The organism is Marinobacter sp. M-5 (assembly GCF_032911545.1).
In the GTDB taxonomy this organism is placed as follows: domain Bacteria; phylum Pseudomonadota; class Gammaproteobacteria; order Pseudomonadales; family Oleiphilaceae; genus Marinobacter; species Marinobacter goseongensis.
In genome coordinates, this window is record NZ_JAWJEK010000001.1 from 1784523 (window position 1) to 1810028 (window position 25506).

Below are 25506 nucleotides of genomic sequence, written 5' to 3' on the forward strand. Positions count from 1 at the left end.
GGTAGCTCGTCAGATTTCGAACGCGTCGTTAACCAGTTTCTTCTGTTCTTCGATATGCACGGACATATGGCCACACGCCGGAGCGGCAGACGCCTCACGGCCAGCATACTGAAGGTACAATTTAGTGTTCTTGCGGTGCAGCGCATTGCGCATGTGGTGCTGACTGCAGTACCACGCACCCTGGTTCATGGGCTCTTCCTGGCACCAGGCCACGTCCTTGAGCTTCGGATACTGGGCAAGAAGTTCATCCAGATCATCGCCCGGGAACGGGTATAGCTGCTCGATTCGCACAATCGCCACGTCGTTCCGTTCATCCGCTTTCTTCTTTTCCAGCAGGTCAAAATAGACCTTGCCGCTGCAGAGGATCAGGCGGGTGATTTTCTTTGGATCGGACGGCTCCTTCTCCTGCAGCACAGTCTGGAAGGTGCCAGACGTCAGATCCTCAAGATCGGACGTCGCCTCCTTGTGGCGCAACAGGCTCTTGGGGGTGATCGCCACCAGCGGCTTGCGCAGCGGACGCTTCACCTGACGGCGCAGCATATGGAACACCTGAGACGGTGTGGTCGGCACGCACACCTGGATGTTGTGCTCGGCTGAGAGCTGCAGGAAACGCTCGAGACGCGCGGAACTGTGTTCCGGCCCCTGTCCCTCATAGCCGTGAGGCAGCAGCAGGGTCAGGCCGCAGAGTCGGCCCCACTTGTGTTCGCCACTGGTGAGGAACTGGTCGATAACAACCTGAGCACCGTTGGCAAAATCGCCGAACTGGGCTTCCCACACCACCAGACCGTCCGGTGCGGTGGTCGAATAACCGTACTCGAACGCCATGACGGCTTCTTCCGACAACAGCGAGTCGTAGATTTCCAGCTTCGGCTGGTCCTCTGCAAGGTGCGCCAGCGCGATGTGGGTGGAGCCGTCCTTCTGGTTGTGAAGAACCGCGTGGCGATGCGAGAACGTGCCGCGGCCAACGTCTTGGCCGGTAATGCGGATCGGGTGACCCTCATCCAGCAACGTGGCATAGGCCATCACTTCGCCGTAACCCCAGTTGATCGGAAGGGCACCGGCAGTCATCTTGTCCCGGTCGGATACGATCTTGGACACCTGACGCTGAATACTGAAGCCTTCGGGAACCTGGGTGAGCTTCTTGCCCAGCTTCTGAATGGTTTTCAGTGCGACACTGGATTTGCACTTGGCGGTCCACTCATGGCCAAGATATGGCGTCCAGTCAACGTACAGTTCTTTATTCGGCTTCTTGACCAGCGACTTTACAACGTGATCACCCTTGTCCAATGCGTCACGGTAGTCGAGGTCCATCTGCTTGGATTCGTCCTCGGAAATCACACCGGCCGCGACCAGCGTTTCGGCATACAGCGCACGGGTGGTTTTCAGCTTGCGAATCTTTTCATACATGACCGGCTGAGTCGCTGCAGGCTCATCCGCCTCGTTATGGCCCCGACGGCGATAACAGACTAGATCGATGACCACGTCACGCTTGAATTCGTTACGGTAATCCATGGCCATCTGGGTCACGAACATCACCGCCTCGGGATCATCTGCATTCACATGCAGAATCGGCGCATGCACCATCTTCGCCACGTCGGTACAGTATTCCGTGGAACGGGCGTCTTCCTGCTTGCTGGTGGTGAAACCCACCTGGTTGTTGATGACGATGTGGATCGTTCCACCAATGCCGTAGCCCCGGGTCTGGGACATCTGGAAGGTTTCCATCACCACACCCTGTCCGGCGAATGCTGCATCACCGTGCAGGATGATCGGAACCACCTGGGTACCATCGTTATCGTTGCGACGGGTCTGGCGGGCACGAACAGAACCCACGACAACCGGCGAGACAATCTCCAGGTGCGACGGGTTGAATGCCATGGCCAGGTGCACTTCACCGCCCGGGGTCATCACGTTGGATGAGAAGCCCTGGTGATACTTAACGTCGCCGGAGCCGGAATCCGCCAGTTTTTTGCCTTCGAACTCGTCGAACAACTCTTTCGGGTTCTTGCCGAGGGTGTTGACCAGAACGTTCAGGCGACCCCGGTGGGCCATGCCCAGAACGATTTCCTTGGCACCATAGGATCCGGCCCGCTGGATTAGCTCATCCAGGCAGGGAATCAGGCTTTCACCGCCCTCGAGGCCAAAACGCTTGACGCCAGGATAACGAGAGCCCAGATACTTCTCCAGACCTTCCGCCGCCGTCAGGCGCTCAAGAATGTGTTTGCGGGTGTTGGCTTCGTACTCCGGCCGTGAGCGGACCGGTTCCATGCGCTGCTGGAACCAGCGCTTGATGCGGGTATCGACCACATGCATGTATTCAGCACCGATGCTCTCGCAATAGGTCTGGCGCAGACCGCCGATAATATCGCCGAGCTTCATGGTCTCGGAACCAAAGCTCAGGGAGCCGGTCTGAAATTCCAGATCGTGGTCCGCTTCGGACAACTCGTGAAATGCCGGATCGAGATCCTCTACCGGCGGGCGCTGCCAGACTCCCAGCGGATCCAGTTTCGATTCCTGGTGACCACGGAAACGAAAAGCGTTGATCAACTGCAGAACACGAATCTGCTTTTTGTCGGCATCGGAAGTCGCACTGGCAGGTACGCCGTTGCTGGCCAGGAAACGCTGATTGCGGGAGATGTGCTCAAATTGTTCGCGGATGGAAGAGTGAACAATGTCGCGACCGTGATAACCATCGACGCTGGGGAGTTTGTCGAAGTAGTTGCGCCACTCTTCGGGAACGGCATTCGGGTCTGTCAGGTAGGTTTCAAAAAGCTGTTCAACATAGGCGAGATTTCCCCCCTGCAAGTGGGAAGTCTGCCATAACTGCTCCATTATGCTTTCGTGCATTTTGAATAGCTCACCTTGGGCTGGTGCGGGGGAGCTCGATATGGTCGGCCAGGGGTATTTCTCAGTCAATACGGGTTTTTACGGGATCGACTTTGGCCACCACACCCAGCATGGATGTTTTCCGTTCCCCAGTGGTTTTTTTATACTCAGCAAAGCCGTGAGGATGCCTTTTAAGCTTCCGTCACGGCTTGCGTAGTGTGCACCCTGGTAAGACTTTTGACTATAAGCCTTTGGTTGAAGGCCCCGCATCGTTGCAGGGCCTTCCGGGTGCTAACCTGATCAGAACAGTATAGCGCTTGCTCAGATTTCTGCTTCAGGTTGCCCGCTGCAGCAGAAGGTTCCGAATGTGGCCGATTGCCCTTGTGGGGTTCAGGCCCTTCGGACAAACACTAACACAGTTCATGATACCGCGGCAGCGGAACACGCTGAACGGATCATCCAGATTGGCGAGACGCTCGGCCTGTGCGGTATCCCGGCTGTCCGCCAGAAAACGATAGGCTTGCAGCAGGCCCGCCGGGCCGATGAACTTGTCAGGATTCCACCAGAACGACGGACACGAGGTGGAACAACAGGCGCAAAGAATGCACTCATACAGACCATCGAGCTTTTCACGGTCTTCCGGAGTCTGCAGCCGCTCGATCGCCGGCGCCGGCGTGTCGTTGACCAGATACGGCATGACCTTCTCGTACTGCTTGTAAAACAGGCTCATGTCGACAACCAGGTCACGAATCACCGGCAAGCCGGGCAGCGGGCGCAACACCAGCTTGTTGTTCTTGACCACCTGGGACATGGGCGTAATGCACGCCAGGCCATTCTTGCCGTTCATGTTCATGCCGTCGGAGCCACATACACCCTCACGACAGGAGCGACGGTAGGCCATCGACGGATCGCTCTCCTTGATGAGGTTCAGAATATCAAGAACCATCAGGTCCTTGCCTTCCGGAATATCGAGCTCGACGTCCTGCATGTAGGGCGCGTTGTCGTTTTCCGGGTTGTAACGATAAAGGCTTACCAACATGTTCAGGTCCCCCTTAGTAAGTCCGGATCTTCGGCTCAAACGTGTCAACGGTCTTCGGCTTGAAGTTCACATCACGCTTGCCGACGCGCTTGTCCAGCGGGTAATACATGGAATGTTTCAGCCAGTTTTCATCGTCACGCTCGGTGAAGTCGTTCCGGGCGTGCGCACCGCGGCTTTCCTTGCGCTCGAACGCTGAAATGGCAGTGGCCAAAGCCACTTCGTACAAATTATCGAGTTCCAACGCTTCAATCCGAGCGGTATTGAAGGCACTACTGGTATCAGCCAGCTTGGTGTTGCGCGCGCGCTCGCCAATGGCTTCCAGTTTCTTCAGCCCCTCTTCCATGCTCTTGCCGTCGCGGAATACGCCAAAGTACAGCTGCATGCAGTTCTGCAGATCCTTGCGGACAGCAGCCACGCTCTCACCTTCCGAGGCGTTGTCCAGGCGATCAAGGCGAGCCATGGCGCGCTTGATGTCCTCTTCGCTGGCACCGTCCACTTCGAAACCACCGCGCAGCTGCTCTTCGATGTGCAGGCCTGCCGCACGGCCGAAGACCACCAGATCCAGCAGTGAGTTGCCGCCGAGACGGTTGGCACCGTGCACGGACACACAGGCCGCTTCACCGCAGGCAAACAGACCGGGAATCGGCTTGTCATTGCCGTTCTCGTCCTGGGTCAGCGCCTGGCCTCCGACGTTCGTCGGAATACCGCCCATCATATAGTGACAGGTCGGAACCACAGGCACCGGCTCTTTGACCGGATCCACATGGGCAAAGGTGCGTGACAGCTCACAGATACCGGGCAGCCGCAGGTTGAGCGTTTCTTCACCCAGATGATCCAGCTTCAGCAGCACGTGGTCCTTTTCGGGCCCACAACCGCGCCCTTCGAGGACCTCAATTACCATCGCACGTGCTACTACGTCGCGACCGGCAAGGTCTTTCGCGTTCGGCGCATAACGCTCCATGAAGCGCTCGCCCTCGGCGTTGATCAGGTAACCACCCTCACCCCGGCAACCTTCCGTTACCAGCGTGCCGGCACCGTATATGCCGGTCGGATGGAACTGCCACATTTCCATGTCCTGCATCGGGAAGCCAGCACGAAGCGCCATGCCGATGCCATCGCCGGTGTTAATCAGGGCGTTGGTCGTGGAGGCATAGATTCGGCCCGCACCGCCAGTGGCCAGAACCGTCGCCTTGGACTTGATGTACGCCACTTCGCCGGTCTCAATTTCGATCGCAACTACACCGACCACTTCGTCTTTGCTGTTTTTGACCAGGTCGACCGCGTACCACTCGTTAAGGAAAGTGGTGCCGCCCTTGATGTTTGCCTGATACAGAGTGTGCAACAACGCATGGCCGGTGCGGTCGGCAGCTGCACAGGTTCGAGCTGCCTGAGTCGGGTTGTCCGGACCCTTCGACTGACCACCGAACGGACGCTGATAGATGCGGCCCTGCTCGGTGCGGGAGAACGGCAGGCCCATGTGCTCGAGCTCGAACACAGCCTGTGGACCCACGGAACACATATATTCAACCGCGTCCTGGTCGGCGATGTAGTCCGAGCCCTTGACGGTGTCATACATGTGCCAGCGCCAATCGTCGTTCGGATCCGCGCTTGCGATCGCGCAGGTGATACCGCCCTGGGCGGACACTGTGTGCGAACGGGTCGGAAATACTTTCGTGATGCACGCAGTGTTGACGCCGGATTCGGTCAACTGCAGGGCCGCTCGCATACCGGCACCACCGCCACCGATAACAATCGCGTCGTAAGACATGGTCTTGATATTAGCCATCTATTAAAGCCCCCAAAGAATCTGAATGCCCCAGACCACATACACGAACATGGTCAGACCACACACCGCCTGTACCAGGAAACGCGGCGCCATGGCCTTGATGTAGTCGGTAGTGACGGTCCAGAGCCCCACCCAGGCATGAGCGCCAAGAGACAGCAGCGCCAGCAGGGTAAAGATGCGGAACCAGGTCTGTGCGAAAAGCGCTGACCAGGTTTCGTAGTTCACATCACTGAACACCATAAAACCCAACAGGAACAGTGTGTACAGAGCGAGTACGTAGGCTGTGACACGCTGGATCAGCCAGTCAAAAACTCCGCTGCGGCCGAGATTCGTTACGCTATTTACGCTGCCCATACCCAAACTCCAGCCAGTACAATAAGAATAACGGACACCACCAGGGTGATTTTCGAGGCGAGACGGCCACTTTCAAGCTCTTCACCGATGCCCATATCCATCAGCAAATGCTTGATACCTGCAACCAGGTGGTACAGCAGAGCAGACAAAATGCCCCAGATGATCAGCTTCGCCAGGAAGCTGTTCAGCAGTTCATTCACTCGACTGAAGCCCTCTTCCCCGGACAGGGAAAGCTGAAGTCCGTATAGCAGGAACGCAACACCAACGAAAATGATGATGCCACTGATGCGGTGCAATATGGACGTAATGGCTGGCAGTGGGAAATGAAACTTGCCGAGATCGAGATTAACTGGTCGTTTGCTATTCACAGCGCTCTCACACTCTCTCTTGGTTCCACAGGCGGCCGAAAAGACCGATGCGGATGGTTGGTATGTAATGGATCAGCGTGCTGGCGGAACCCGCACACGATTGGCTCAGGAGGGAGAAAACACCAAGCGCCACCTGCCATCGTTGGCACAAAGGCAAGGCATATCCCCGATTCCGGGCTACGGATTATAAGGAGTACCCCCCTTAATTACAAACGTGCAACGCAGCCCAATGCCTGTAAACAGCGGCTTCACACCCACTATATGGATGATTGACAAATTCAATTTGAACGCGGACACGGCCCTGTTCGGGTATCCCCTCATTGACAGCTTCTGTCAAATATTGAGTTTTCCCACCTCATTTATTGACAAAAAAAGCCAACGCCCTATATTTTGCCGCCAGTTTTGCGATAATACGCGCCTTCCAAGCGCATCTATGAACGTAGATAAAGCTGTCAAAGCTGATAAATAGGAGAGCACCATGACCGACAGGAAAGCCACGCTCTCGGTGGGGGACAAGTCCATTGAGCTACCGGTTTACTCAGGCACCGTCGGCCCTGACGTTATCGACGTACGAGGCCTCGTCCAGGAAGGCGTTTTCACATACGATCCCGGATTCGTATCTACAGCAGCGTGCGAATCAGCCATCACCTATATCGATGGCGCCAACGGCGTTCTCCTTCACCGCGGTTACCCGATCGAGCAACTTGCGGAACATTCCGACTACCTTGAAGTCTGCTATCTGCTGCTGAACGGCGAACTGCCGACACCGGAAGAGAACAAGCGCTTCCACGAAACCATCAAAAACCACACCATGCTGCACGACCAGATGCGCAACTTCTTCCAGGGCTTCCGCCGGGATGCGCATCCGATGGCCATCATGTGCGGTGTGGTAGGTGCGCTGTCTGCGTTCTACCACGACCAGATGGACGTTACCGATGTGCATCAGCGTGAAATCACCGCGCATCGCCTGATCGCCAAGATGCCGACCATCGCTGCCTGGTGTTACAAGTACAGTATCGGCCAGCCATTCATGTACCCGCGCAACGATCTTTCCTATTCCGAGAACTTCCTGCAGATGATGTTCGGCGTGCCCTGTGAAGAGTACAAGCCGAACCCGATTCTGGCGAAGGCGATGGACAAGATCTTCATCCTGCACGCGGATCACGAGCAGAATGCGTCAACGTCTACCGTGCGCCTCGCCGGCTCGACCGGCGCCAACCCCTATGCCTGCATCGCGTCGGGCATTGCAGCCCTGTGGGGGCCCGCTCACGGCGGCGCTAATGAAGCGGTTCTGGATATGCTGGCTGAGATCGGCGACGAATCCAACATCGAGAAGTTCATTGCCAAGGCCAAGGACAAGGACGACCCGTTCCGCCTGATGGGCTTTGGCCACCGGGTCTACAAGAATTTCGACCCGCGCGCCAAGGTCATGGCGGAAACGGCCCATGAGGTGCTGACCGAGCTGGGCCTGGAAAATGATCCGCTGCTAAGGATCGCCCAGCGCCTGGAGAAGATCGCACTGGAAGACGAATACTTCGTGAAGCGCAAACTGTACCCGAACGTGGACTTCTACTCCGGCCTGATCCTCAAGGCCATCGGCATTCCCACCTCCATGTTCACGGTCATCTTTGCCCTGTCGCGCACCATCGGCTGGTTCTCGCACTGGAACGAAATGGTTTCCGGCGATTACCGCATCGGTCGCCCGCGTCAGCTGTACACCGGTTCCGATGCCCGCGATTACCCGAAAAAGTAATCGAAGGCACGGTAACGGAATGGAAAAAGGCCGCTGAATCAGCGGCCTTTTTTTATGCGCGGCGCCCTTCTCCCTGTGATAAGTTAAGCCAAACACAACCACAGCGGGAGATGATGCATGACTATCAAGGCAGCCTTTATCGGGCTTGGTGTTATGGGCTATCCCATGGCTGGCCATCTGGCCCGGGCGGGCATTGATGTCAGGGTCTGGAACCGTACGTCGGCCAAGGCCGAGGCCTGGGCCGGCGAACACACCGGGCGCGCCTGCAGCTCCATTGCCGAAGCGGTGAGTGACGCGGATATCGTGCTGACCTGTGTCGGCGCAGACAAAGACCTGAAGGCGGTATTCGAGGGCGACGACGGCATTATACGTCACGCGCCAGAGGGCGCCATCCTGGTGGACCACACAACCGCCTCGGCCGGCGTTGCCGTCAGACTGGCCGCTGCCGCTGCAAAACGTCGGCAGGGATTTATTGATGCGCCGGTGTCCGGGGGCCAGCAAGGTGCCGAGAACGGACAGCTCACCATTATGTGCGGCGGTGATCCGCAGGTATTCGAGCAGGCCCGGCCAGTGCTGGAACACTACGCCCGCGCACTCAACCTGATGGGGCCCGCCGGCAGTGGGCAGAAAACCAAGATGGTCAATCAGATTGCTATCGCCGGACTGGTGCAGGGCCTGTCCGAGGCGCTGCATTTTGCTGAACAGGCAGAACTCGATGTGGCCAGAGTGGTCGATGTGATCTCGAAAGGCGCCGCCCAGTCCTGGCAGATGGAAAACCGCTCGGGCACCATGATCGAGGGCAAATTCGACTACGGATTTGCGGTCGACTGGATGCGAAAGGATCTGGGGATCTGTCTTGAGGAAGCACGCAAGGTGAACGCGTCGTTGCCCGTTACCGCGCTGGTGGATCAGTTCTACGCCGACGTTCAGTCCATGGGCGGCAACCGCTGGGACACCTCATCACTGATTCAGCGCCTGAGAAAGTTCCGGTAGAGATTCCCGGCACAACGCTGCGACAAAGGTCTGCCCCCTCACCCATCACGTTGAAGGGGCAACCGTCACAACCTTACTTTTCCTTCGGCTGCCACTTGCCGTTGGCGTACCAGGCTGACCACCCGGTGGCCTTGCCGTCCTTCTCGGACATCACATACTGCTCCTTGCTCTTCCTGCTGTAACGGATCACGGTAGGATTACCTTCAGGGTCACGCTCCGGTGCGTCCATCAGGTAATCGTACTTGGGATCAATCTCTTTGCGATGGGGTTTGATTTCCATCACCAGCGGTGGCCGGGTTTCACGGTTTTTCGGAAACTTGCTGGCCGCCAGGAACAGACCGGATGCACCGTCCCGCAGCACGTAGGTATCGTCCACCTTCTGGCATTGCAGTTCCGGCATCGGAACCGGGTCCATTTTAGGCGGTGCCGGCTCGCCGCTTTTCAGCAGTTTGCGGGTATTCTTGCACTCGGTGTTGGTGCATCCGAAGTACTTGCCGAAACGACCGGTTTTCAGCTGCATCTCGGAGCCACACTTGTCGCAATCCAGCGTAGGCCCCTCGTACCCCTTGATACGGAACGTTCCCGTCTCTACCTCGTAGCCGGAGCAATCCGGATTGTTACCACAAACATGCAGCTTGCGGCCTTCATCCACCAGGTAACTGTCCATCGCGGTACCGCACTTCACACACCGACGTTTTTTACGCAGCAGGCGGGTCTCGCCCTCACCTTCCACGTCGTCATCAGCACTGACTACCTCATCTCCCGACACCAGGTTGATGGTGGTTTTGCAACGCTCCTTCGGTGGCAGCGAATACCCTGAGCAACCCAGGAACACACCGGTGCTGGCCACACGAATCTGCATCGGCCGGCTGCACGTGGGGCACGGGATATCGGTCTCGGTGGGGGTATTGGCGCGCATCCCCCCCTCCTCAGTGCTCTCGGCGGTTTCAAGCTGTTTGCGGAAGCGACTGTAAAAATCGTTCAGGACCTTCTTCCATTGCACCTCTCCCCCGGCGATGTCGTCGAGTTCGTCTTCCATCTTCGCGGTGAAATCGAAGTCCATAAGATTGGGGAACGACTCGGACAACCGCTCGGTGACAATCTCGCCCATCTTTTCAGCGTAAAAACGACGGTTCTGCAACCGCACGTAGCCTCGGTCCTGAATGGTGGAGATGATCGAGGCGTAGGTTGATGGGCGGCCAATGCCTTGCTTTTCCAATTCCTTGACCAGGCTGGCTTCGGTATACCTCGGCGCCGGCTTGGTGAAGTGCTGGGTCGGGTCCAGCTTGGCCAGATCCAGTGCCTCATCCACCTTGATGTCCGGCAGCGCCACGTCCTCGTCTTTCTTGGCAGACTGCGGCGCTGCTTTGAGAAAACCGTCGAACTTGATGATGCGACCGCGGGTGCGCAGTTCGTAATCGCCATTGGCCACCACGATGGACGTGCTCAGGAACTCAGCGTCCGCCATCTGGCAGGCCATGAACTGGCGCCAGATGAGATCGTAGAGCTTCTCGGCGTCCTTCTCGAGGCCACTGATGTCTGCCGGCCTGCGGCTCACCTCGGTCGGGCGAATGGCCTCGTGGGCCTCCTGAGCGCCTTCCTTGCTGCCGTATACCCTCGGCTTCTCGGGCAGATAGCGCTCGCCGAACTGTTTCTGGATGAAATCACGGCAGGTGCTGACTGCATCCTGACTCAGGTTGGTCGAGTCCGTTCGCATATAGGTGATGTAGCCGGCCTCGTAAAGGCGCTGAGCCAGCATCATGGTTTTCTTGACGCTGAAACCCATACGATTGCTGGCAGCCTGCTGCAGCGTCGAGGTGATAAACGGCGCCGACGGACGCGAGCGAGTGGGTTTGTCTTCCCGCTTGGCAACCCGGAACGAGCCCTCTTTGAGACGCTCAACGTGTTCGCTGCTCTGCTGCTCATTCACCGGACGGTAGGGCTTGTCCTGATAACGGGTAACCTCGAAGCGGACCGGCTCTTTAGCCTGTTTTGCGCCCAGATCCGCGTGCAGCTGCCAGAACTCTTCCGGAATGAACTTGCGGATTTCCCGCTCACGCTCGACGATCAGGCGCACCGCCACTGACTGCACACGACCTGCAGACAGGCCGCGGGCAAGCTTCGCCCACAGCAAAGGTGACACCATGTAACCCACAACACGATCCAGAAAACGTCGTGCCTGCTGGGCATTGACCCGGTTATTGTCGAGGGCGCCAGGATCTTCGAACGCGGCCTGAATGGCGCGTTTGGTGATTTCGTTGAACACCACACGGCGGTACTTTTCCGGCTCACCGCCGATGGTCTGCTGCAGGTGCCACGCGATGGCTTCCCCCTCGCGGTCCAAATCCGTCGCGAGGTAAATGTGGTCGGCGGACTTGGCCAGGCGCTTCAGTTCGCTGACCACCTTCTCCTTGCCCGGCAGAATCTCGTAACGTGCACTCCAGTCCTGATCCGGGTCGACACCCATGCGGGCGACCAGCTGTTCACGAGCTTTGCGCTTTTTGTGAGCCACCTTTTCTTCGGGGCTCAGTTTGCGCGTCGCCGCCGCCTGTTTCGCGCGCTCTTTGGGATCTGACTGAGAGCCGCTGCCGCTGACCGGAAGATCACGAATGTGCCCGACGCTCGACTTTACAATGAAGTCGGACCCCAGGTACTTGTTGATGGTCTTCGCTTTCGCAGGCGACTCGACAATAACGAGACTTTTACCCATATCGGAGATCTGTATCCTTGGCGATAATCGGTTAATAATTCAGCAAACCGTAAACTCGCTGTAAAATCAGTCGGCTAGAAAACACACCATAGCCGGAACATTGTATAAGTGCATTGTTTTACAGGGTCAACAAATGCAAGACAACCCATTCTTGGTTTTCCGTTCTGCTTTTTTTAAATGAAGCATAAACAGGAAGGCCCGGCAATTGCCGGGCCTCCTGAAGAACGTTGCCAATTCGGTTTACCGAATCACAGACGCTCCCACACGGTCGCAATGCCCTGGCCCAGACCAATACACATGGTGGAAACACCAAGCTTACCGCCTTTGGCCTGCATGACATTCAGCAGGGTGGTAGAGATACGTGCACCGGAGCAGCCCAGCGGATGGCCAAGGGCAATCGCGCCGCCGTTCAGGTTCACTTTCTCTTCCATTACACCCAGCAGTTTCAGGTCTTTCAGAACCGGCAGGGACTGACCCGCGAAGGCTTCGTTCAGTTCCCAGAAGTCGATATCTTCAACTTTCAGGCCTGCACGCTTCAGCGCCTTCTTGGTGGCCGGAACCGGACCGTAACCCATGATCGCGGGATCACAGCCGGCAACCGCCATGCTGCGGATCTTGGCAATTGGCTTCAGACCCAGCGCTTCAGCACGCTCGGCGGACATCAGCACCATGGCGGCAGCGCCATCGGTCAGCTGCGAAGAGGTGCCCGCCGTTACGGTACCGCTCTTCGGATCGAACGCCGGCTTGAGCTGGCCCAGGGATTCCGCGGTGGTCTCGGGACGGATGGTTTCGTCGTTCTCGATCAGCACCTTGAAGCCATTCTCGTCGTGACCCTCGATGGGCACGATTTCGTTCTTGAAACGACCCTCAACGGTCGCTTCCTGGGCCAGACGGTGTGAACGTGCGCCAAACTCGTCCTGCTGCTCACGAGTGATGCCATGCATCTTGGCCAGCATTTCTGCGGTCAGGCCCATCATGTTGGACGCCTTAGCAGAATACTTGGAGGCGGCCGGGTTGTGGTCGAAACCTTCAGTCATCGGCACGTGGCCCATGTGCTCCACACCACCAACCACAAACACATCGCCGTTACCGGTCATGATGGCCTGGGCAGCAGTATGGATCGCGCTCATGGCAGAACCACACAGACGGTTGACGGTCTGCGCGGCCGACTCGTGAGGGATTCGGGTCAGCAGGGAAATCTGCCGTGCCACGTTGAAACCCTGCTCCTTGGTCTGGTTCACACAGCCCCAGATCACATCTTCCACTTCTTTCGGCTCGAGCTTCGGGTTGCGCTCAAACAGTGCTTCGATCAGCGCGGCGGACAGAGTCTCGGCACGCACGTTGCGGAAGCAACCATTTTTGGCACGACCCATCGGAGTCCGCACGCAATCGACGACGACAACGTCTCTCGGATTAAGGCTCATAGATCTTTCTCCGTTCGGAATCAGGGTTAGCCAAAGAACTTCTTGCCAGTCTTGGCCATTTCACGCAGCTTCTCGGTCGGGTGGTATAGAGGACCCAGATCTGCATACTTGTCTGCCAGTTCGACGAACTTGTCCACGCCCAGGTCGTCGATATAGCGCAGGGCGCCACCACGGAACGGCGGGAAACCGATACCGAAGATCAGACCCATGTCCGCGTCGGCCGGATCCTCAACGATGCCATCTTCCAGACAGCGAACGGTTTCAAGGCACAGCGGGATCATCATGCGGGCGATGATGTCGTCTTCTTCGAAGTCTTTCTTGCTCTGAACGATCGGCTCAAGCAGCTTGTAGGTTTCTTCGTCGACAACCTTCTTCTGCTTGCCCTTCCGGTCGAGTTCGTACTTGTAGAAGCCCTTGTCATTCTTCTGACCGTAGCGCTTGTTCTCGAACATCACGTCAATGGCGGTGGTGCCTTCGTGCTTCATCCGGTCCGGGAAGCCATCAGCCATCACTTCACCAGCGTGCTTGCCGGTGTCCATGCCAACGACGTCCAGCAGGTATGCAGGACCCATCGGCCAGCCAAACTTTTCCATTACCTTGTCGACTTTCTGGAAATCAGCACCGTCACGCACCAGGCCGATGAAGCCACCGAAGTACGGGAACAGGACACGGTTGACCAGGAAGCCCGGGCAATCGTTTACCACGATCGGCGTCTTGCCCATCGCTTTCGCGTAGGCGACGGTGGTCGCGATGGCGCGATCACTGGTTTTCTTGCCACGGATAACTTCAACCAACGGCATCATGTGCACCGGGTTGAAGAAGTGCATGCCACAGAAGTTTTCGGGACGCTTCAGGTTCTTGGCCAGTAGGTCGATGGAAATGGTGGAGGTGTTGGACGTCAGGATGGCGTCTTCACGCACATTGTCTTCAGTCTCACGCAGAACCGCATCTTTTACCTTCGGGTTTTCAACAACGGCTTCAACCACCAGGTCAACGTTCTTGAAGTCACCGTAGTTGAGGGTCGGCGTGATGCTGTTCAGGACGTCAGCCATCTGCTCCGGCTTCATCTTGCCCTTCTGGACACGCTTGGTCAGCAGCTTCTTGGCTTCTTTCAGACCCAGGGCGATACCGTCCTGGTTGATGTCTTTCATGACAATCGGGGTGCCTTTCAGCGCTGACTGGAACGCCACGCCGCCGCCCATGATACCGGCGCCGAGAACAGCGGCCAGGTTGACATCATTGGCTTCCTTCTCCCACGCCTTGGCCTTTTTCTTGAGTTCCTGATCGTTCAGGAACAGGCCTACCAGACAGGCCGCAACGTTGGTTTTGGCCATTTTGGCGAAGCCTTTGGCTTCCACTTCGATGGCCTTGTCACGGGTCATGCCGGCGTGCTTCTGCATGGTCTTGATGGCTTCAACCGGCGCAGGATAGTTCCGGCCCACTTTGGCACCCACAAACGCCTTGGAGATCTCGAACGCCATCATGCTTTCCATGGCGTTCAGCTTGATCTTGCCCTTCTTCTCGTCACGACGGGCCTGGTAATCCAGCTTGCCCTCGTTGCACTGGTTGATGATGGCAACGGCAGCTTCTACCAGCTTGGCAGACTCGACGACGGCATCAACGGCACCGGTTTTCAGCGCAGCGTCAGCGCGGTTTTCAGTACCACCGCAAATCCACTCAACAGCGTTATCCACACCCACCAGGCGGGACAGGCGAACGGTACCGCCGAAGCCCGGGAAGATGCCCAGCTTGACTTCCGGCAGACCCACTTTGGCCTTCGGATCCATAACCCGGTAGTCGGTGGCGAGACACATTTCAAAACCGCCACCCAGCGCCATACCGTTGATGGCAGTCACGGTCGGGAACGGCAGGTCTTCAATAGCGTTGAAGACGTCATTAGCCTTGAGGTTGTTGGCTACCAGATCCTCTTCCGAGCCGGCAAACAACTCGGTGAATTCGGTAATGTCGGCACCAACAATGAAGCTGTCCTTGGAGCTGGTTACCACCAGACCCTTGAGTTTCTTCTGCGCTTTCAGTGCGTCAGTCGCGGCGTGGAGCTCTTCAATAGTGAGACGGTTGAACTTGTTGACTGACTCGCCCTGCAAGTCAAAGTTCAACTGAGCGATCCCGCCTTCGATCTCTTTAACCGTGATGGCTTTACCTTCGTAAATCATCAACTGATCTCCAGTCTGTGTTTGGAACTGCCTGCAAACGCTTCGCCTTCAGGAGGTGGTCGGCAAAGGCCTGCGGATGCAGCGAGATTTCGGTCACTGCCCGAGAAACCGATTCAAAATTCATACAGTCGTTTGAATCGTGAGGGCACACGATGAAAAAAAACAGCTCATTTGTCAATTTGTTTCGGAAAAATCGGCGCAAAAGTCTCCACATCCGTGAAGGCACCGGGGAATTTGTGGTTTGGATTTGTTGTTTTTCAGTGCGGTACATCCGTGTCTGAACAGGAAACCGGAACTTCGTCACGCAAATTTGTCAGTTCTTTCCAATTGCCCCGTGTTACGGGCTGTAAAACCGCTTGATCGGCCGGTAGAGTTACTTTACCTTCGGTTTAAGACCTTAGTCCACAATAATAAAACCCATTGACGGAGACATTTCCGATGAACGACGCTCGCCTGCGGGTACGCTCACTGGTGGCAGCTTTGATTCTGCTAGCCCTCACCTCCCTGACGGCCCGGGCAGAAACCGGAGACGGATTCCTGGCGGATCTCCACAACTTCCGCGTCAGCAATTACCTCGCCCTTGATGCCTACTACCGTTTCAGTGCCACAGGGGACACCGACACTCTCAACGAAATCGTCGGCAGTATCAATGAAGCCAATACCTCCATGAACGATCTGGCCGAAAGCACAGTCGGCATTCTCAGCGAGGAGCAGGTTGAAGGCCTCAACCAGGCCTTCGACACCTTCAAGAATCTGATGCGCGACAACATCAATGATGTGCGCAACACCGGCTACCCGGATTTGAGGCTGGTTTCTGACATGGCCAACCAGGCCTCGGCCCTGAGCGAAAAGGCCACAGCGCTCTACGTGATTGCCCAGGACAGCGGCGAAACCGGCGACAACCCGCGGGTGGAAGCGGCCCGTTCAGCCGCCATCACAATGGCACAAATGATGGCCAAGTACTCCGCTCGCACCCATTCAACGGTTGCTCAGACATTCCAGGGCTCCTCCTCTGACATCCCGCTTGATCAGCAGGCGCTGGAATTCGACGCCCTGCTCAGTGAAATCAACAAGGGCTCCAGTGAAGGCCAACTGAATACCGCACTCAACGACCTGTCCTCGAAATGGCAGTTCATTCGCGGCTCTTACATCAACTATAACGATAACAACGTGTCGTTCGTGATTGACCGATATTCGAAGGGCATTCTGCAGGGGCTGTCCACCGCCATTGAACTGCTGCAGGAAAACGCCTGACCCACCCGGGGCTGCGCCATCGCGGCCCCTCGCCTGCGGTCTTCGCTAACGTTAACCGCCCCGCTTCTTGATGCCCGTCACTTCCCGCCCCCAACAACTCGACTATCCTGAGTTCATTGTTATGCTGTAAGACAACACCCTGTTCGCCAAGGAGCAATGCGATGCCTACATACAAGAAAGTGCTGGTTGCCATCGACCTTACCGAAGAGGCACCACAGGTGCTGACCAAGGCCGTGGAGGTCTGCAGGGCGCACCAGGCCGAACTGGTCCTGGTGCATGTGGTTGAGCCGGTAGGCTACGCCTATGGCGGCGACATCCCGATGGATCTGACCGAACTGCAGGACCAGCTCGACAAGGCTGCCAGGGAACAGCTGACGACCTATGGAACCCAGTATGATGTGCGCGAGGAGAATCAGGTGGTGTCCGTCGGCCGGCCAGAATCGGAAATTCACCGACTGGCGAAGGAACACGGCGTGGATCTGGTGATCGTGGGAAGCCACGGGCGAAAGGGGTTCCAGTTGCTGCTGGGCTCAACGGCAAACGGCGTTCTGCACGGTACCGAGTGCGACGTACTGGCCGTACGCATTCATTGACAGGTTGTGCCCGGCGCCGCACATCCGGCACCGGGCACATCCGCTGTCAACACGGGGTCAGTGCTCTGCCCCACCCTCCATTTTGCTCTCCAGCTTACGCAACTGACTTTCCAGGGAGAAACTGACACTGGAAGCCATCGAGAAAAAGTTCAGTAATGCCTTGAGGTTGCTGTCGCCTTTGCAGACCGAGTGAATCCTTTGCCACAGTGCCTGGTTGACCAGCTGTAACCGCTGATTGCGCTCCACCAGCCCTTTCAGATCCCAATCGGGGTCCCGGTGATTACGCTGGGCAAAGTACTGCTGCAACAGATAATGGGACACGCTGCGCATGATAAATTCATCGGTGCTGGCGAACGGCAGATGATGCACCGCCATCGGCTTCAATTCGCCCAGCACGGGGCACCCACTGGTGGCCATTTTCAACCCCAACAGCGAACGCAACGCTTCCTCAAGCGCCGTGGTCTTGGAATAGGTGCGCCTGTCGTCGGTGACGGACACATCCACTTTCTGATAGGCATCTTCCGCCTGAAAGGCATTGACCACCGGCAGAATTTCAATGGCAGCCGGACAGTGGGGAGAGTTCGCGGACTTCAGTGGACAATTGGAGCACTGACAGTGCTCCAGCCGCGTCCATGCCGGCGGGGGCGAGACCACCTCAGCCGGCTGGTCGGTGACCTTGAATTCAACCTGACGCCCATCCTGAAATTTGAAATTGTAATTAACGTTCATTGATTGGCCTGTTCTTCCAGCTCCATCCACCGCTCGATAACCTTTTCCAGACGGGATTCCGTTTCTGTCAACGCTTCCAGAGTCGCCGAGACTTCGTTCGGTGGGCCTGAATAAAAGTCCGGATCAGAAATGCTTGCCTGCAATGCAGCCACTTCGTTCTCCAGAGCCTCAATTTTGCCCGGTAATTCCTCAAGCTCAAGCTTAAGCTTGTAACTGAGTTTTACCGGTTTCGTTTTTGTGGATTCCGCCACAGCAACGGGCTCTTTCTGCTCTGGTATCTCGCTTTTTTCAATACTGGGCGCGGGTTCCGGTTTGACAGGCTTTCGCGTAGGCGCCGCTTTCTGTTCCGCAGGGAATGCGCCACCTTGACGCCGCCAGTCGCTGTAGCCGCCCACATACTCTCTCACGGCGCCACTGCCATCCAAAAAGATGGTGTCGGTGACAACGTTGTCCAGAAACTCCCGGTCGTGACTGATCACAATCACTGTACCCTTGAATTCCACCAGCTGGGCTTCCAGCAACTCCAGAGTTTCGACATCCAAATCGTTGGTCGGCTCGTCGAGCACCAGAATATTGGCGGGCTTGCTGAACAGTTTGGCGAGCAGCAGCCGCGCCCGCTCGCCGCCGGAAAACACGCTTACCGGTGAGCGGGCGCGCTGCGGACTGAACAGGAACTCCTGCAGGTAGCCCAGCACATGCTTGCTCTGGCCGTTGATTTCAATGAACTCACGGCCCTCTGACAGGTTGTCCAAGGCATTGCGCTCCAGATCCAGTTCACCGCGCAACTGGTCGAAATACGCCACTTCCAGATTGGTTCCGCGTCGGATACTGCCCTCTGTCGGCTCCAGATCACCCAGCAACAGACGAACCAGGGTGGTTTTACCGGTGCCGTTCTCACCTACCAGACCGATTTTGTCGCCTCGCAGAATCGTCAGATTCATGTCGCTGAGCACTGGCGTAGCATCTGGGTAGCGGAATCCGGCCTCTTTCGCCTCAACCACCAGCTTGCCGGAGCGCGCCGCATCCTCGACCACAAAGCTGGCAGTGCCGCCGCGCACTCGCCGTTGACGATGCTCTTCACGCATGGCCTTGAGGGCGCGAACGCGCCCCATATTGCGGGTCCGTCGTGCCTTGATGCCCTGTCGAATCCACACCTCTTCCTGCTTGAGGCGCTTGTCGAACAGCGCATTCTGCCGCTCCTCTTCCTCAAGGGCTTTTTCCTTGAGTTCGAGGTATTTGTCGTAACTCGCTGAAAAGCTGACCAGTTTACCTCGATCCAGCTCCACAACCCGGGTCGCCATTTTCCGAATAAAGGCTCGATCGTGACTGACGAACAGCATGGCACCACGAAACTGACCGAGGGCCTCTTCCAGCCAGGCGATGGCGGGGACATCCAGGTGGTTGGTCGGCTCGTCCAGCAACAGGATGTCCGGTTCTGCAACCAGCGCCTTTGCCAGCAGAACACGGCGCTGCCAGCCACCAGACAGGGTGTTCAGGCGCTGTTCGGGATCGATGCGATACTGTGCAAGTATGGCGGTGACTTTCTGATCCAGACGCCAGCCATCCAGTGCCTCCAGACGCTCCTGCACTTTCATCATTTCATCAAGACTGGCCTCGTCGGCATTCTGGGCAAGCGCGTGAAACCGGGTAAGCAGCTGCCCTGTTTCCGGGAACGCACTGGCAACCGCCTCATAAGCCGTGCGGGTATCGGTGGCCGGCAGGTTCTGCGGCAACACTGCCAGTACCGCGCCCTCGTCCAGCCGCACTACTCCTCCATCGGGGGTCACGTCACCGCTGACAATCTTGAGCAGCGTTGATTTCCCCTCTCCGTTTCGACCCAGAAGGCAAACACGCTCTCCTGCTTCAATATTCAGCGAGGCCTGGTCCAGCAATGGCTGCATACCAAAAGCCAGGGAAATGGCATCCAGCGTTAACAATGGCACCTGTTGTTACTCCGTGGTTCTGTGAATGACCGGATCGCCAACACTGATCCGACCCGGTGTTTCGTGAATCCCATTCATACCGAAAATGACGCCATCCTCAGTACGCCGGTATTGCCCCAGGGTTCGAAGGGGTTGAAGGCTGGCAGCTTTGGTGCCTGTCAACGGATCAACGGTTGTCATCACGCAGCGGGAACAGGGCTTGACCAACCTGACCCGCTGATCCGCAATCTGAAGTTCATGCCAATGGTCCTCCTGCCACGCACCGGCGCCCTCAATCACAATGTTGGGACGGAAGCGGATCATCTCCACCGGAGTTTCAAGGCGCGTGTTGAGCTCCTCGAGCGACAACAGATTGGTCACCAGCAGCGGAAATCCATCGGCGAAACCCACCCGCCTCATGTCCGTCACCCGACCGGCATCAACTCGGCGAAAGGTCTCATCCGGCATATAAACAAACCGGAGATCCGTGCCACAAAACCGACTCAGTGCCGCGGAGGCAGCCGGCTCGCCCAACAGGGCTTTTACCCAGTCCTGCCAGACCCGGGCGCGAGCTTCATTCGCGGTTGCCTGCAACGGGAACCTGCCCTCGCCGGGTATGGTTACGGTAACACAATCGCCGTCGATGGATGTCGTCACCGTTGCCAGTTCGGGATGATCGCGTTGGGTCACAAACTGATCATCGGCATCAACGATCATCCAGCGACGATCTCCCCGCGGTCCGAAGTTATCCAGGCCGAATGAGGACACAGGAATGCCAGCAAGGGACTTGACCGGATACAGATACAGGGCATGAACGCGCACGTTGGCTCCCACGGCTGGCAGAATAGAAATGCAGGGCCAGAGAGTATACCCGAGTTGACCGGAAAACGTGGAAATTGGAGGGGGCCGAAACGAAGAAACCCGGCCGTTTTAAAGGCCGGGTTTCCGGAATCTGGAGCGGGAAACGAGATTCGAACTCGCGACCCCAACCTTGGCAAGGTTGTGCTCTACCAACTGAGCTATTCCCGCAGTTCGATGCTGGCTTGAAGCCGACAACGGAGGCGTATTCTACGGATTCACTGGCGGCCGTCAACCACTTTTTTTCATGTTTTTGACGGCCTGATGGAACCGTGATCAGGTCCGGCTGGCGCCCTGCTCAGACGCACTGGCCATACGCCCAGTATCGCAGTTCAGGTAGCCGGAAGACTGCAACCATTCCTGGTCGGGGTAATACTTGAACACCAACTGCCCCCCTTTGAGGTGATCAACCACCTGCCTGACCACCTGCTGATCAACGGCAGGGCAGCCATGGCTGCGGCCAATGCGCCCGTAATCCTTTACCCAGGTGTCGTTTACATAGTCGGCCCCGTGAATAACGATGGCACGCTGGCGCGCCAGATCGTTGATGCCCGGCTCCAGGCCGTCCAGCCTGAGCGAATAACCGTGTTTACCCCGGTAGGATTCACTGGCCCTGAACAGGCCGATGCTGGACTGGTGGCTGCCCTCGATGTTTGAGAATGCGTTGGACTCCAGCGTGCCGGAGTTCTTGCCATGCGCCACCAGATCCTGCAGCACAAGTTCGCCGGTCTGCAGATCAAAAATCCAGAGCCGCTCGACACTGGACGGCAGGGAAAAATCGATCACCGCGAGCCTGGCCGGCATCTCGACGCCGTTGCGCACTGCGCAGGCCGACGCGCTCAGTGCGCTCTGAAGAACATCCACATTCAGCGTGGGTGCAACACTTGATAGCCGGGAAAAAAGCGATGGGTCAAAGTCAGACGCGCTGGTCAGTGCCGGGAGGGCAAGCATGAGGGCCACCGTAGTAGCCCGGAAAACGCCGTGTTTTGACTGTTTCGGTTTCAGCATTCCGTCAATCCTGTCAGTCCAGCTCAACAAATGGTCAGCGGGCATCAGCCCGAGCCTGAGCTCAAGTGTCGGCTATTCTAACAGGGAAATTCGCGACGCTCGTCATGTTGTACATTGTTTATACAATTTACCACACAAGAGCACATCAGACGGCGAGCACCAGGCCAACGATCCGCCGCACAGCCTCCTCAAGTGCTTCCGGGTTGGCCGCCTGCCGATTCAACAAATGGTCATAACCCAGGCCCAGTACGACGCTTACCAGAAGCGAGGCATCCCGTGCCGGCGCCGGCGAGTCCAGACGCTGCAGAATCTGCTCGAGGCCGGCAACCCACACACTGCGGTACGTCCGGGCGAGTCCAGCGAGCTGATCGTCTCTCAGGGATTCCATCAGGAACACCTGCTCCGCCAGCATTTGCTCCCGGCGCTGCGTAAACTGCTGATCCAGATAAGCAGTCGCGATAGCGCTCAGACGCGATGCCAGGGCCTGACGACCAGCCCCACCACGCGACAGAGGCTCTGGCGGCATGTTGTCAAGCACCAGATTAACGGTGTCGTAAAAACACCCCAGTTCCTCGCGGGCCCGCTCCGCAAACAGCATGAAGGCGTCGCTGATGAGCTCGTCAATGTCGCGAAAGTAATACGTGGTTGCGGCCAGCGGCACCTTGGCCTCGCGGGCAACTGCCCGATGCTTGATACCCCGCAGGCCCTCCCGCGCAGCAATGCGCAGCGTCGCCTCAAGGATCTGCAATCGCCGGTGTTCGCTTTTCGCTCTTGCGGCCTTGCGGCCATGATACTGAATGGATTCCCGAAACGAGCGTTCTTCCGGCAGCTCCTGTGAATTCCATACGTTTATGGTTTGCGCTTGCCCCATGACCCCTGTCCTGTTTCGTCGCCTTCGCATCCGATGCTGTGCCGGACACTTTGCCGGTCCGCCCGGAGTTATTGTTATGTTTTGTAAATAATGACGGAAACGGAGGTCTGAAACCTTGACGGGTTCGGCAGTTTTCACCTTCTGAGACGGTAATCAGCACAACGCATAGGCCACTACTGACCGAAACGTCGCCCCTGCTCCAGATAACGCAATTCATCAGGGGTAGAGGGGCGCTTGAGAGCTGTATTGCGATGGGGAAAACGGCCGAACTCGCACACTATATCCCGATGATCTCGGGCCGCCTGCAGGAAGCTCTGCATGAGATTGCCCACAAGGCCCTCCGTCGATGCTGCCAGCTGCTCATAACACTCGAGCGACAGGTCCTGGTCAGCGCGCCGTTCCGAGTGTTCCAGAGGCATATACAGAAATGCCCTTTGCACCGGGGGCAACATCATATCCTGGCCTTTTTCCATGGCCTGCCGGGTCAGGCTGCGGGCAAGCCGGTCGTGCTCGAAAGCCAGAGCGCTGCCACGGAAAATATTGCGGGTGAATTGATCCAGCAGCAGGATTTCAGCCAGCACCCCGCCGGGATGTTTTCGCCAGTGGTTCAGGCCGCCTTCGGATGCAAACAGCACCAGTGACAGAAACCGGTGGCGGATTTCCTGATCGAAGCGTCGGTCCGCACGGAACCAGCGTTTGCGGTGGTCGTGGTCCGGCAGTTCTTCATCACCAAGTTCACCGAACCAGAAATCCAGAATGTCTTTCCAATCGAACATACCGGGGTATCCTGACCTGCAGAGTTTGGGGATTCACGGGCCCGAGCCCGTGGCCTATGGGTTACACTTTATGAAAAGCGTCTACGATAACAAGCTACAGATTGTTCACAGGAGCCCACATGGCCGAAGCGCACCGCATCATTCTCCTCGCACACGGCAGCAGCGATGCCCGCTGGTGCGAGACGTTCGAAAAACTGGCCGCGCCCACCGTTGAGTCGGTGCCCGGAGCGCGTGTTGCCTATATGGAACTCGCCGAGCCCTCCCTGGAGAGCATCGTAGAGGAAGGGGTTCAGGAGGGCGCTCGGCATTTCCGGGTTGTACCACTCTTTCTGGCCGCAGGGCGACATCTGCGCAAGGATGTGCCCGCCATGATCGACGCGCTGGAACAGACTCATGGCGTGTCGATTCATCTGGCGCCACCCATTGGAGAAAATCCGCAACTTGGTGACGCGATTCGCGATGTCGTGGAGCAGGAACTGGCAAAATAACCGCCCCGGTGACGCAAAACCGGGATAAGGGAGCTATCGAATGAGCAAACGCATTCTTGTCACCGGCGGCACCGGCTTCATTGGCCAGGTCCTGTGCCCGAAACTCAATGCCCAAGGCCACAACCTGACCGTACTGAGCCGTCGCCCGGAAAATGACGTGCGGGCGATCTGTGGCCGCGTCGAAGCGGTATCGGATCTGGCGTTGCTGAGAGAACACCCCGGTTTTGACGCCATCATCAACCTGGCCGGTGAAGGCATTGCCGACAAGCGCTGGTCGGAACAACGCAAACAGGCACTCAGAAGCAGCCGCATCGGCCTGACTCGTGACCTGGTCAACGTCGCCAGAAGCTGGGCGACCAAACCGACGGTGTTGGTATCCGGATCGGCGGTAGGATTCTATGGCGATCAGCGCGATGCCCGGGTAACCGAGGCGACAGCGCCCAATGACGAGTTTACTCACCGTCTCTGCCGCGACTGGGAAGCAGAAGCGCTCAAGCTGGAAGACGACGGGGTGCGGGTATGCCTCTCGAGAACCGGCGTGGTGGCGGGTTCCGGCGGAGGCTTTCTGCAGCGGATGGTACTGCCTTTTCGTCTCGGGCTAGGCGGAAGACTGGGCTCCGGCAGGCAGTTCATGCCCTGGGTGCACCGCGATGACGTTGTCGCCGCGCTGATGTTCATGCTCGAATCAGAGCAGGCCTCCGGCCCCTATAATGTGGTCAGCCCCAACCCGGTCACAAACCGGGAATTCACCCATTGTCTCGCGAAGGCCGTCCATCGGCCGGCGCTATTTCCGGCGCCTGAGCCTGTCTTGAAACTGGTCCTCGGCGAGATGGCCCGACTGCTTCTGACCGGCCAACAAGCCGTCCCGGAGCGGCTGCAACAACAGGGTTTCCAGTTCACTCACCCTCAACTTCAGGAAGCGCTGGAGAGTTGCGTCCGGTGATCGCGCTACGGCTGCTGCAGCCTGTCGTTGCTGTCACCCTGGTCATGGCGTTGTGGCCCGGCCAGGCGGCGGCCGAAGACCGCGGTCACAGCTTCAAAACCTGCAGTCTGATTACCGCTGAATACCTGACGGTGCTGCAGTTGGCCTCCCGTGGCCTCGATGAAACCACGCTGAACGCGTCGCTGCCTGACATCAGCGCGGCGGCCAGACAACGGGTCGACAGCCTCCTCGCCCTGTCTCGCAAAGAGGGGCTGGTTGACACCCATTCTCGGGTCCACTCTGAATACGCTGCCTGCGCCCGCCAGGTCTTCACGCGGCTCGGAATGCCCGAGGCCGGCACTCGCGACAGCGCTTTTCACTTCTGTGCCGGAGAAAACCGGGTTCGGTACGAAATCACACTCGCGGCCGTTATGGAAGCACCGGTGGAAGACGTGAAGCGAAGCCTTGAGCCTCAGCACCACGCTGTCGCCGAAGCGATTTATCGCATTTTTGAAGCCGAGGGACCGTTGGTAACCTTCGACCATCTCGCCGGGGAACTGAAGCACTGCCTGAACGACCCCGGGGCCTGATTTTTTTCAAAAAAACTGTTTGACAGAGAAATCGTCGTTACTTAATATACGCGCCACCTCGACGAGGC

Annotated in this window: 21 protein-coding genes and 1 tRNA gene; 7 read left to right on the plus strand and 15 right to left on the minus strand. The window is 57.5% G+C overall.

Going from position 1 to position 25506, the window contains the following annotated elements; all coding sequences use genetic code 11:
- Positions 1–9 precede the first annotated feature (9 nt).
- From R0125_RS08165 to sdhC, 5 genes are all read right to left on the minus strand, one after another.
- Positions 10–2847 (minus strand): 2-oxoglutarate dehydrogenase E1 component, encoded by a 2838-nt coding sequence (locus R0125_RS08165; protein ID WP_248183490.1) that lies wholly within the window; start codon positions 2845–2847, stop codon positions 10–12.
- 313 nt (positions 2848–3160) lie between these two features.
- Positions 3161–3865, minus strand: coding sequence for a succinate dehydrogenase iron-sulfur subunit (locus R0125_RS08170; RefSeq protein WP_248183492.1), 705 nt, complete (start codon positions 3863–3865; stop codon positions 3161–3163).
- A 13-nt stretch (positions 3866–3878) separates the two neighbouring features.
- Entirely contained in the window at positions 3879–5651 is a 1773-nt protein-coding gene (gene sdhA, locus R0125_RS08175) for a succinate dehydrogenase flavoprotein subunit (protein ID WP_317237795.1), read from the minus strand.
- Between the two features lie 3 nt (positions 5652–5654).
- The gene (sdhD, locus tag R0125_RS08180) at positions 5655–6005 is read right to left on the minus strand and encodes a succinate dehydrogenase, hydrophobic membrane anchor protein (protein ID WP_248183494.1); all 351 of its coding nucleotides are present in this window, start codon (positions 6003–6005) and stop codon (positions 5655–5657) included.
- Entirely contained in the window at positions 5993–6373 is a 381-nt protein-coding gene (sdhC, locus tag R0125_RS08185; RefSeq protein WP_317237796.1) for a succinate dehydrogenase, cytochrome b556 subunit, read from the minus strand. Before sdhC ends, sdhD begins: the two co-directional genes overlap by 13 nt.
- 478 nt (positions 6374–6851) lie before the next feature.
- Here sdhC and gltA point away from each other — a divergent pair, with 478 nt between their 5' ends.
- Positions 6852–8126: a citrate synthase gene (gene gltA, locus R0125_RS08190; protein WP_317237797.1), complete on the plus strand. Its 1275-nt coding sequence runs from the start codon at positions 6852–6854 to the stop codon at positions 8124–8126.
- 117 nt (positions 8127–8243) lie between these two features.
- Positions 8244–9119, plus strand: coding sequence for an NAD(P)-dependent oxidoreductase (locus R0125_RS08195; RefSeq protein WP_248183497.1), 876 nt, complete (start codon positions 8244–8246; stop codon positions 9117–9119).
- A 73-nt stretch (positions 9120–9192) separates the two neighbouring features.
- On the opposite strand, the gene topA is transcribed toward R0125_RS08195, so the two are convergent.
- The 3 genes from topA to fadB form a co-directional block, all read right to left on the minus strand.
- Positions 9193–11829: a type I DNA topoisomerase gene (gene topA / locus R0125_RS08200; protein ID WP_248183499.1), complete on the minus strand. Its 2637-nt coding sequence runs from the start codon at positions 11827–11829 to the stop codon at positions 9193–9195.
- Between the two features lie 248 nt (positions 11830–12077).
- Entirely contained in the window at positions 12078–13253 is a 1176-nt protein-coding gene (gene fadA / locus R0125_RS08205; protein WP_248183500.1) for an acetyl-CoA C-acyltransferase FadA, read from the minus strand.
- 26 nt (positions 13254–13279) lie between these two features.
- Entirely contained in the window at positions 13280–15427 is a 2148-nt protein-coding gene (gene fadB / locus R0125_RS08210) for a fatty acid oxidation complex subunit alpha FadB (RefSeq protein ID WP_317237799.1), read from the minus strand.
- A gap of 438 nt (positions 15428–15865) precedes the next feature.
- Between fadB and R0125_RS08215 the strand changes: the two genes are divergently transcribed.
- Both R0125_RS08215 and R0125_RS08220 read left to right on the plus strand, forming a co-directional pair.
- Positions 15866–16681 (plus strand): hypothetical protein, encoded by an 816-nt coding sequence (locus R0125_RS08215; RefSeq protein WP_317237801.1) that lies wholly within the window; start codon positions 15866–15868, stop codon positions 16679–16681.
- Positions 16682–16842: 161 nt separating this feature from the next.
- Positions 16843–17274, plus strand: coding sequence for a universal stress protein (locus tag R0125_RS08220; RefSeq protein ID WP_248183504.1), 432 nt, complete (start codon positions 16843–16845; stop codon positions 17272–17274).
- 57 nt (positions 17275–17331) lie between these two features.
- Here R0125_RS08220 and R0125_RS08225 read toward each other — a convergent pair whose 3' ends face one another.
- From R0125_RS08225 to R0125_RS08255, 7 genes are all read right to left on the minus strand, one after another.
- Entirely contained in the window at positions 17332–18003 is a 672-nt protein-coding gene (locus R0125_RS08225; protein WP_248183505.1) for a DUF6901 family protein, read from the minus strand.
- Positions 18000–19946, minus strand: a complete 1947-nt coding sequence (locus R0125_RS08230) for an ATP-binding cassette domain-containing protein (protein WP_317237802.1) — start codon at positions 19944–19946, stop codon at positions 18000–18002. Before R0125_RS08230 ends, R0125_RS08225 begins: the two co-directional genes overlap by 4 nt.
- A 6-nt stretch (positions 19947–19952) precedes the next feature.
- Complete coding sequence (locus R0125_RS08235; RefSeq protein ID WP_317237803.1) at positions 19953–20747, minus strand: MOSC domain-containing protein; 795 nt, start codon at positions 20745–20747, stop codon at positions 19953–19955.
- Between the two features lie 131 nt (positions 20748–20878).
- Positions 20879–20954, minus strand: a tRNA-Gly gene (locus R0125_RS08240).
- A gap of 105 nt (positions 20955–21059) precedes the next feature.
- Complete coding sequence (locus tag R0125_RS08245) at positions 21060–21734, minus strand: murein L,D-transpeptidase catalytic domain family protein (RefSeq protein ID WP_248183622.1); 675 nt, start codon at positions 21732–21734, stop codon at positions 21060–21062.
- Positions 21735–21936: 202 nt separating this feature from the next.
- Positions 21937–22662, minus strand: coding sequence for a TetR/AcrR family transcriptional regulator (locus tag R0125_RS08250; protein WP_248183508.1), 726 nt, complete (start codon positions 22660–22662; stop codon positions 21937–21939).
- A 173-nt stretch (positions 22663–22835) separates the two neighbouring features.
- A complete protein-coding gene (locus R0125_RS08255; RefSeq protein ID WP_317237804.1) occupies positions 22836–23438 on the minus strand; it encodes a DUF924 family protein in 603 nt (200 codons plus the stop codon).
- 119 nt (positions 23439–23557) lie between these two features.
- On the opposite strand from R0125_RS08255, the gene R0125_RS08260 reads away from it, so the two are divergent.
- Genes R0125_RS08260 through R0125_RS08270 form a run of 3 tightly spaced genes read left to right on the plus strand, consistent with a single transcriptional unit; the run spans position 23558 to position 25438 of the window.
- Positions 23558–23926, plus strand: a complete 369-nt coding sequence (locus R0125_RS08260; protein WP_317237805.1) for a CbiX/SirB N-terminal domain-containing protein — start codon at positions 23558–23560, stop codon at positions 23924–23926.
- A gap of 40 nt (positions 23927–23966) precedes the next feature.
- Positions 23967–24869 carry a TIGR01777 family oxidoreductase gene (locus tag R0125_RS08265; protein ID WP_317237807.1) on the plus strand — a complete coding sequence of 301 codons (903 nt, stop codon included), beginning with the start codon at positions 23967–23969 and terminating at the stop codon, positions 24867–24869.
- Complete coding sequence (locus tag R0125_RS08270; protein ID WP_317237808.1) at positions 24866–25438, plus strand: hypothetical protein; 573 nt, start codon at positions 24866–24868, stop codon at positions 25436–25438. Before R0125_RS08265 ends, R0125_RS08270 begins: the two co-directional genes overlap by 4 nt.
- Positions 25439–25506: the final 68 nt, after the last annotated feature.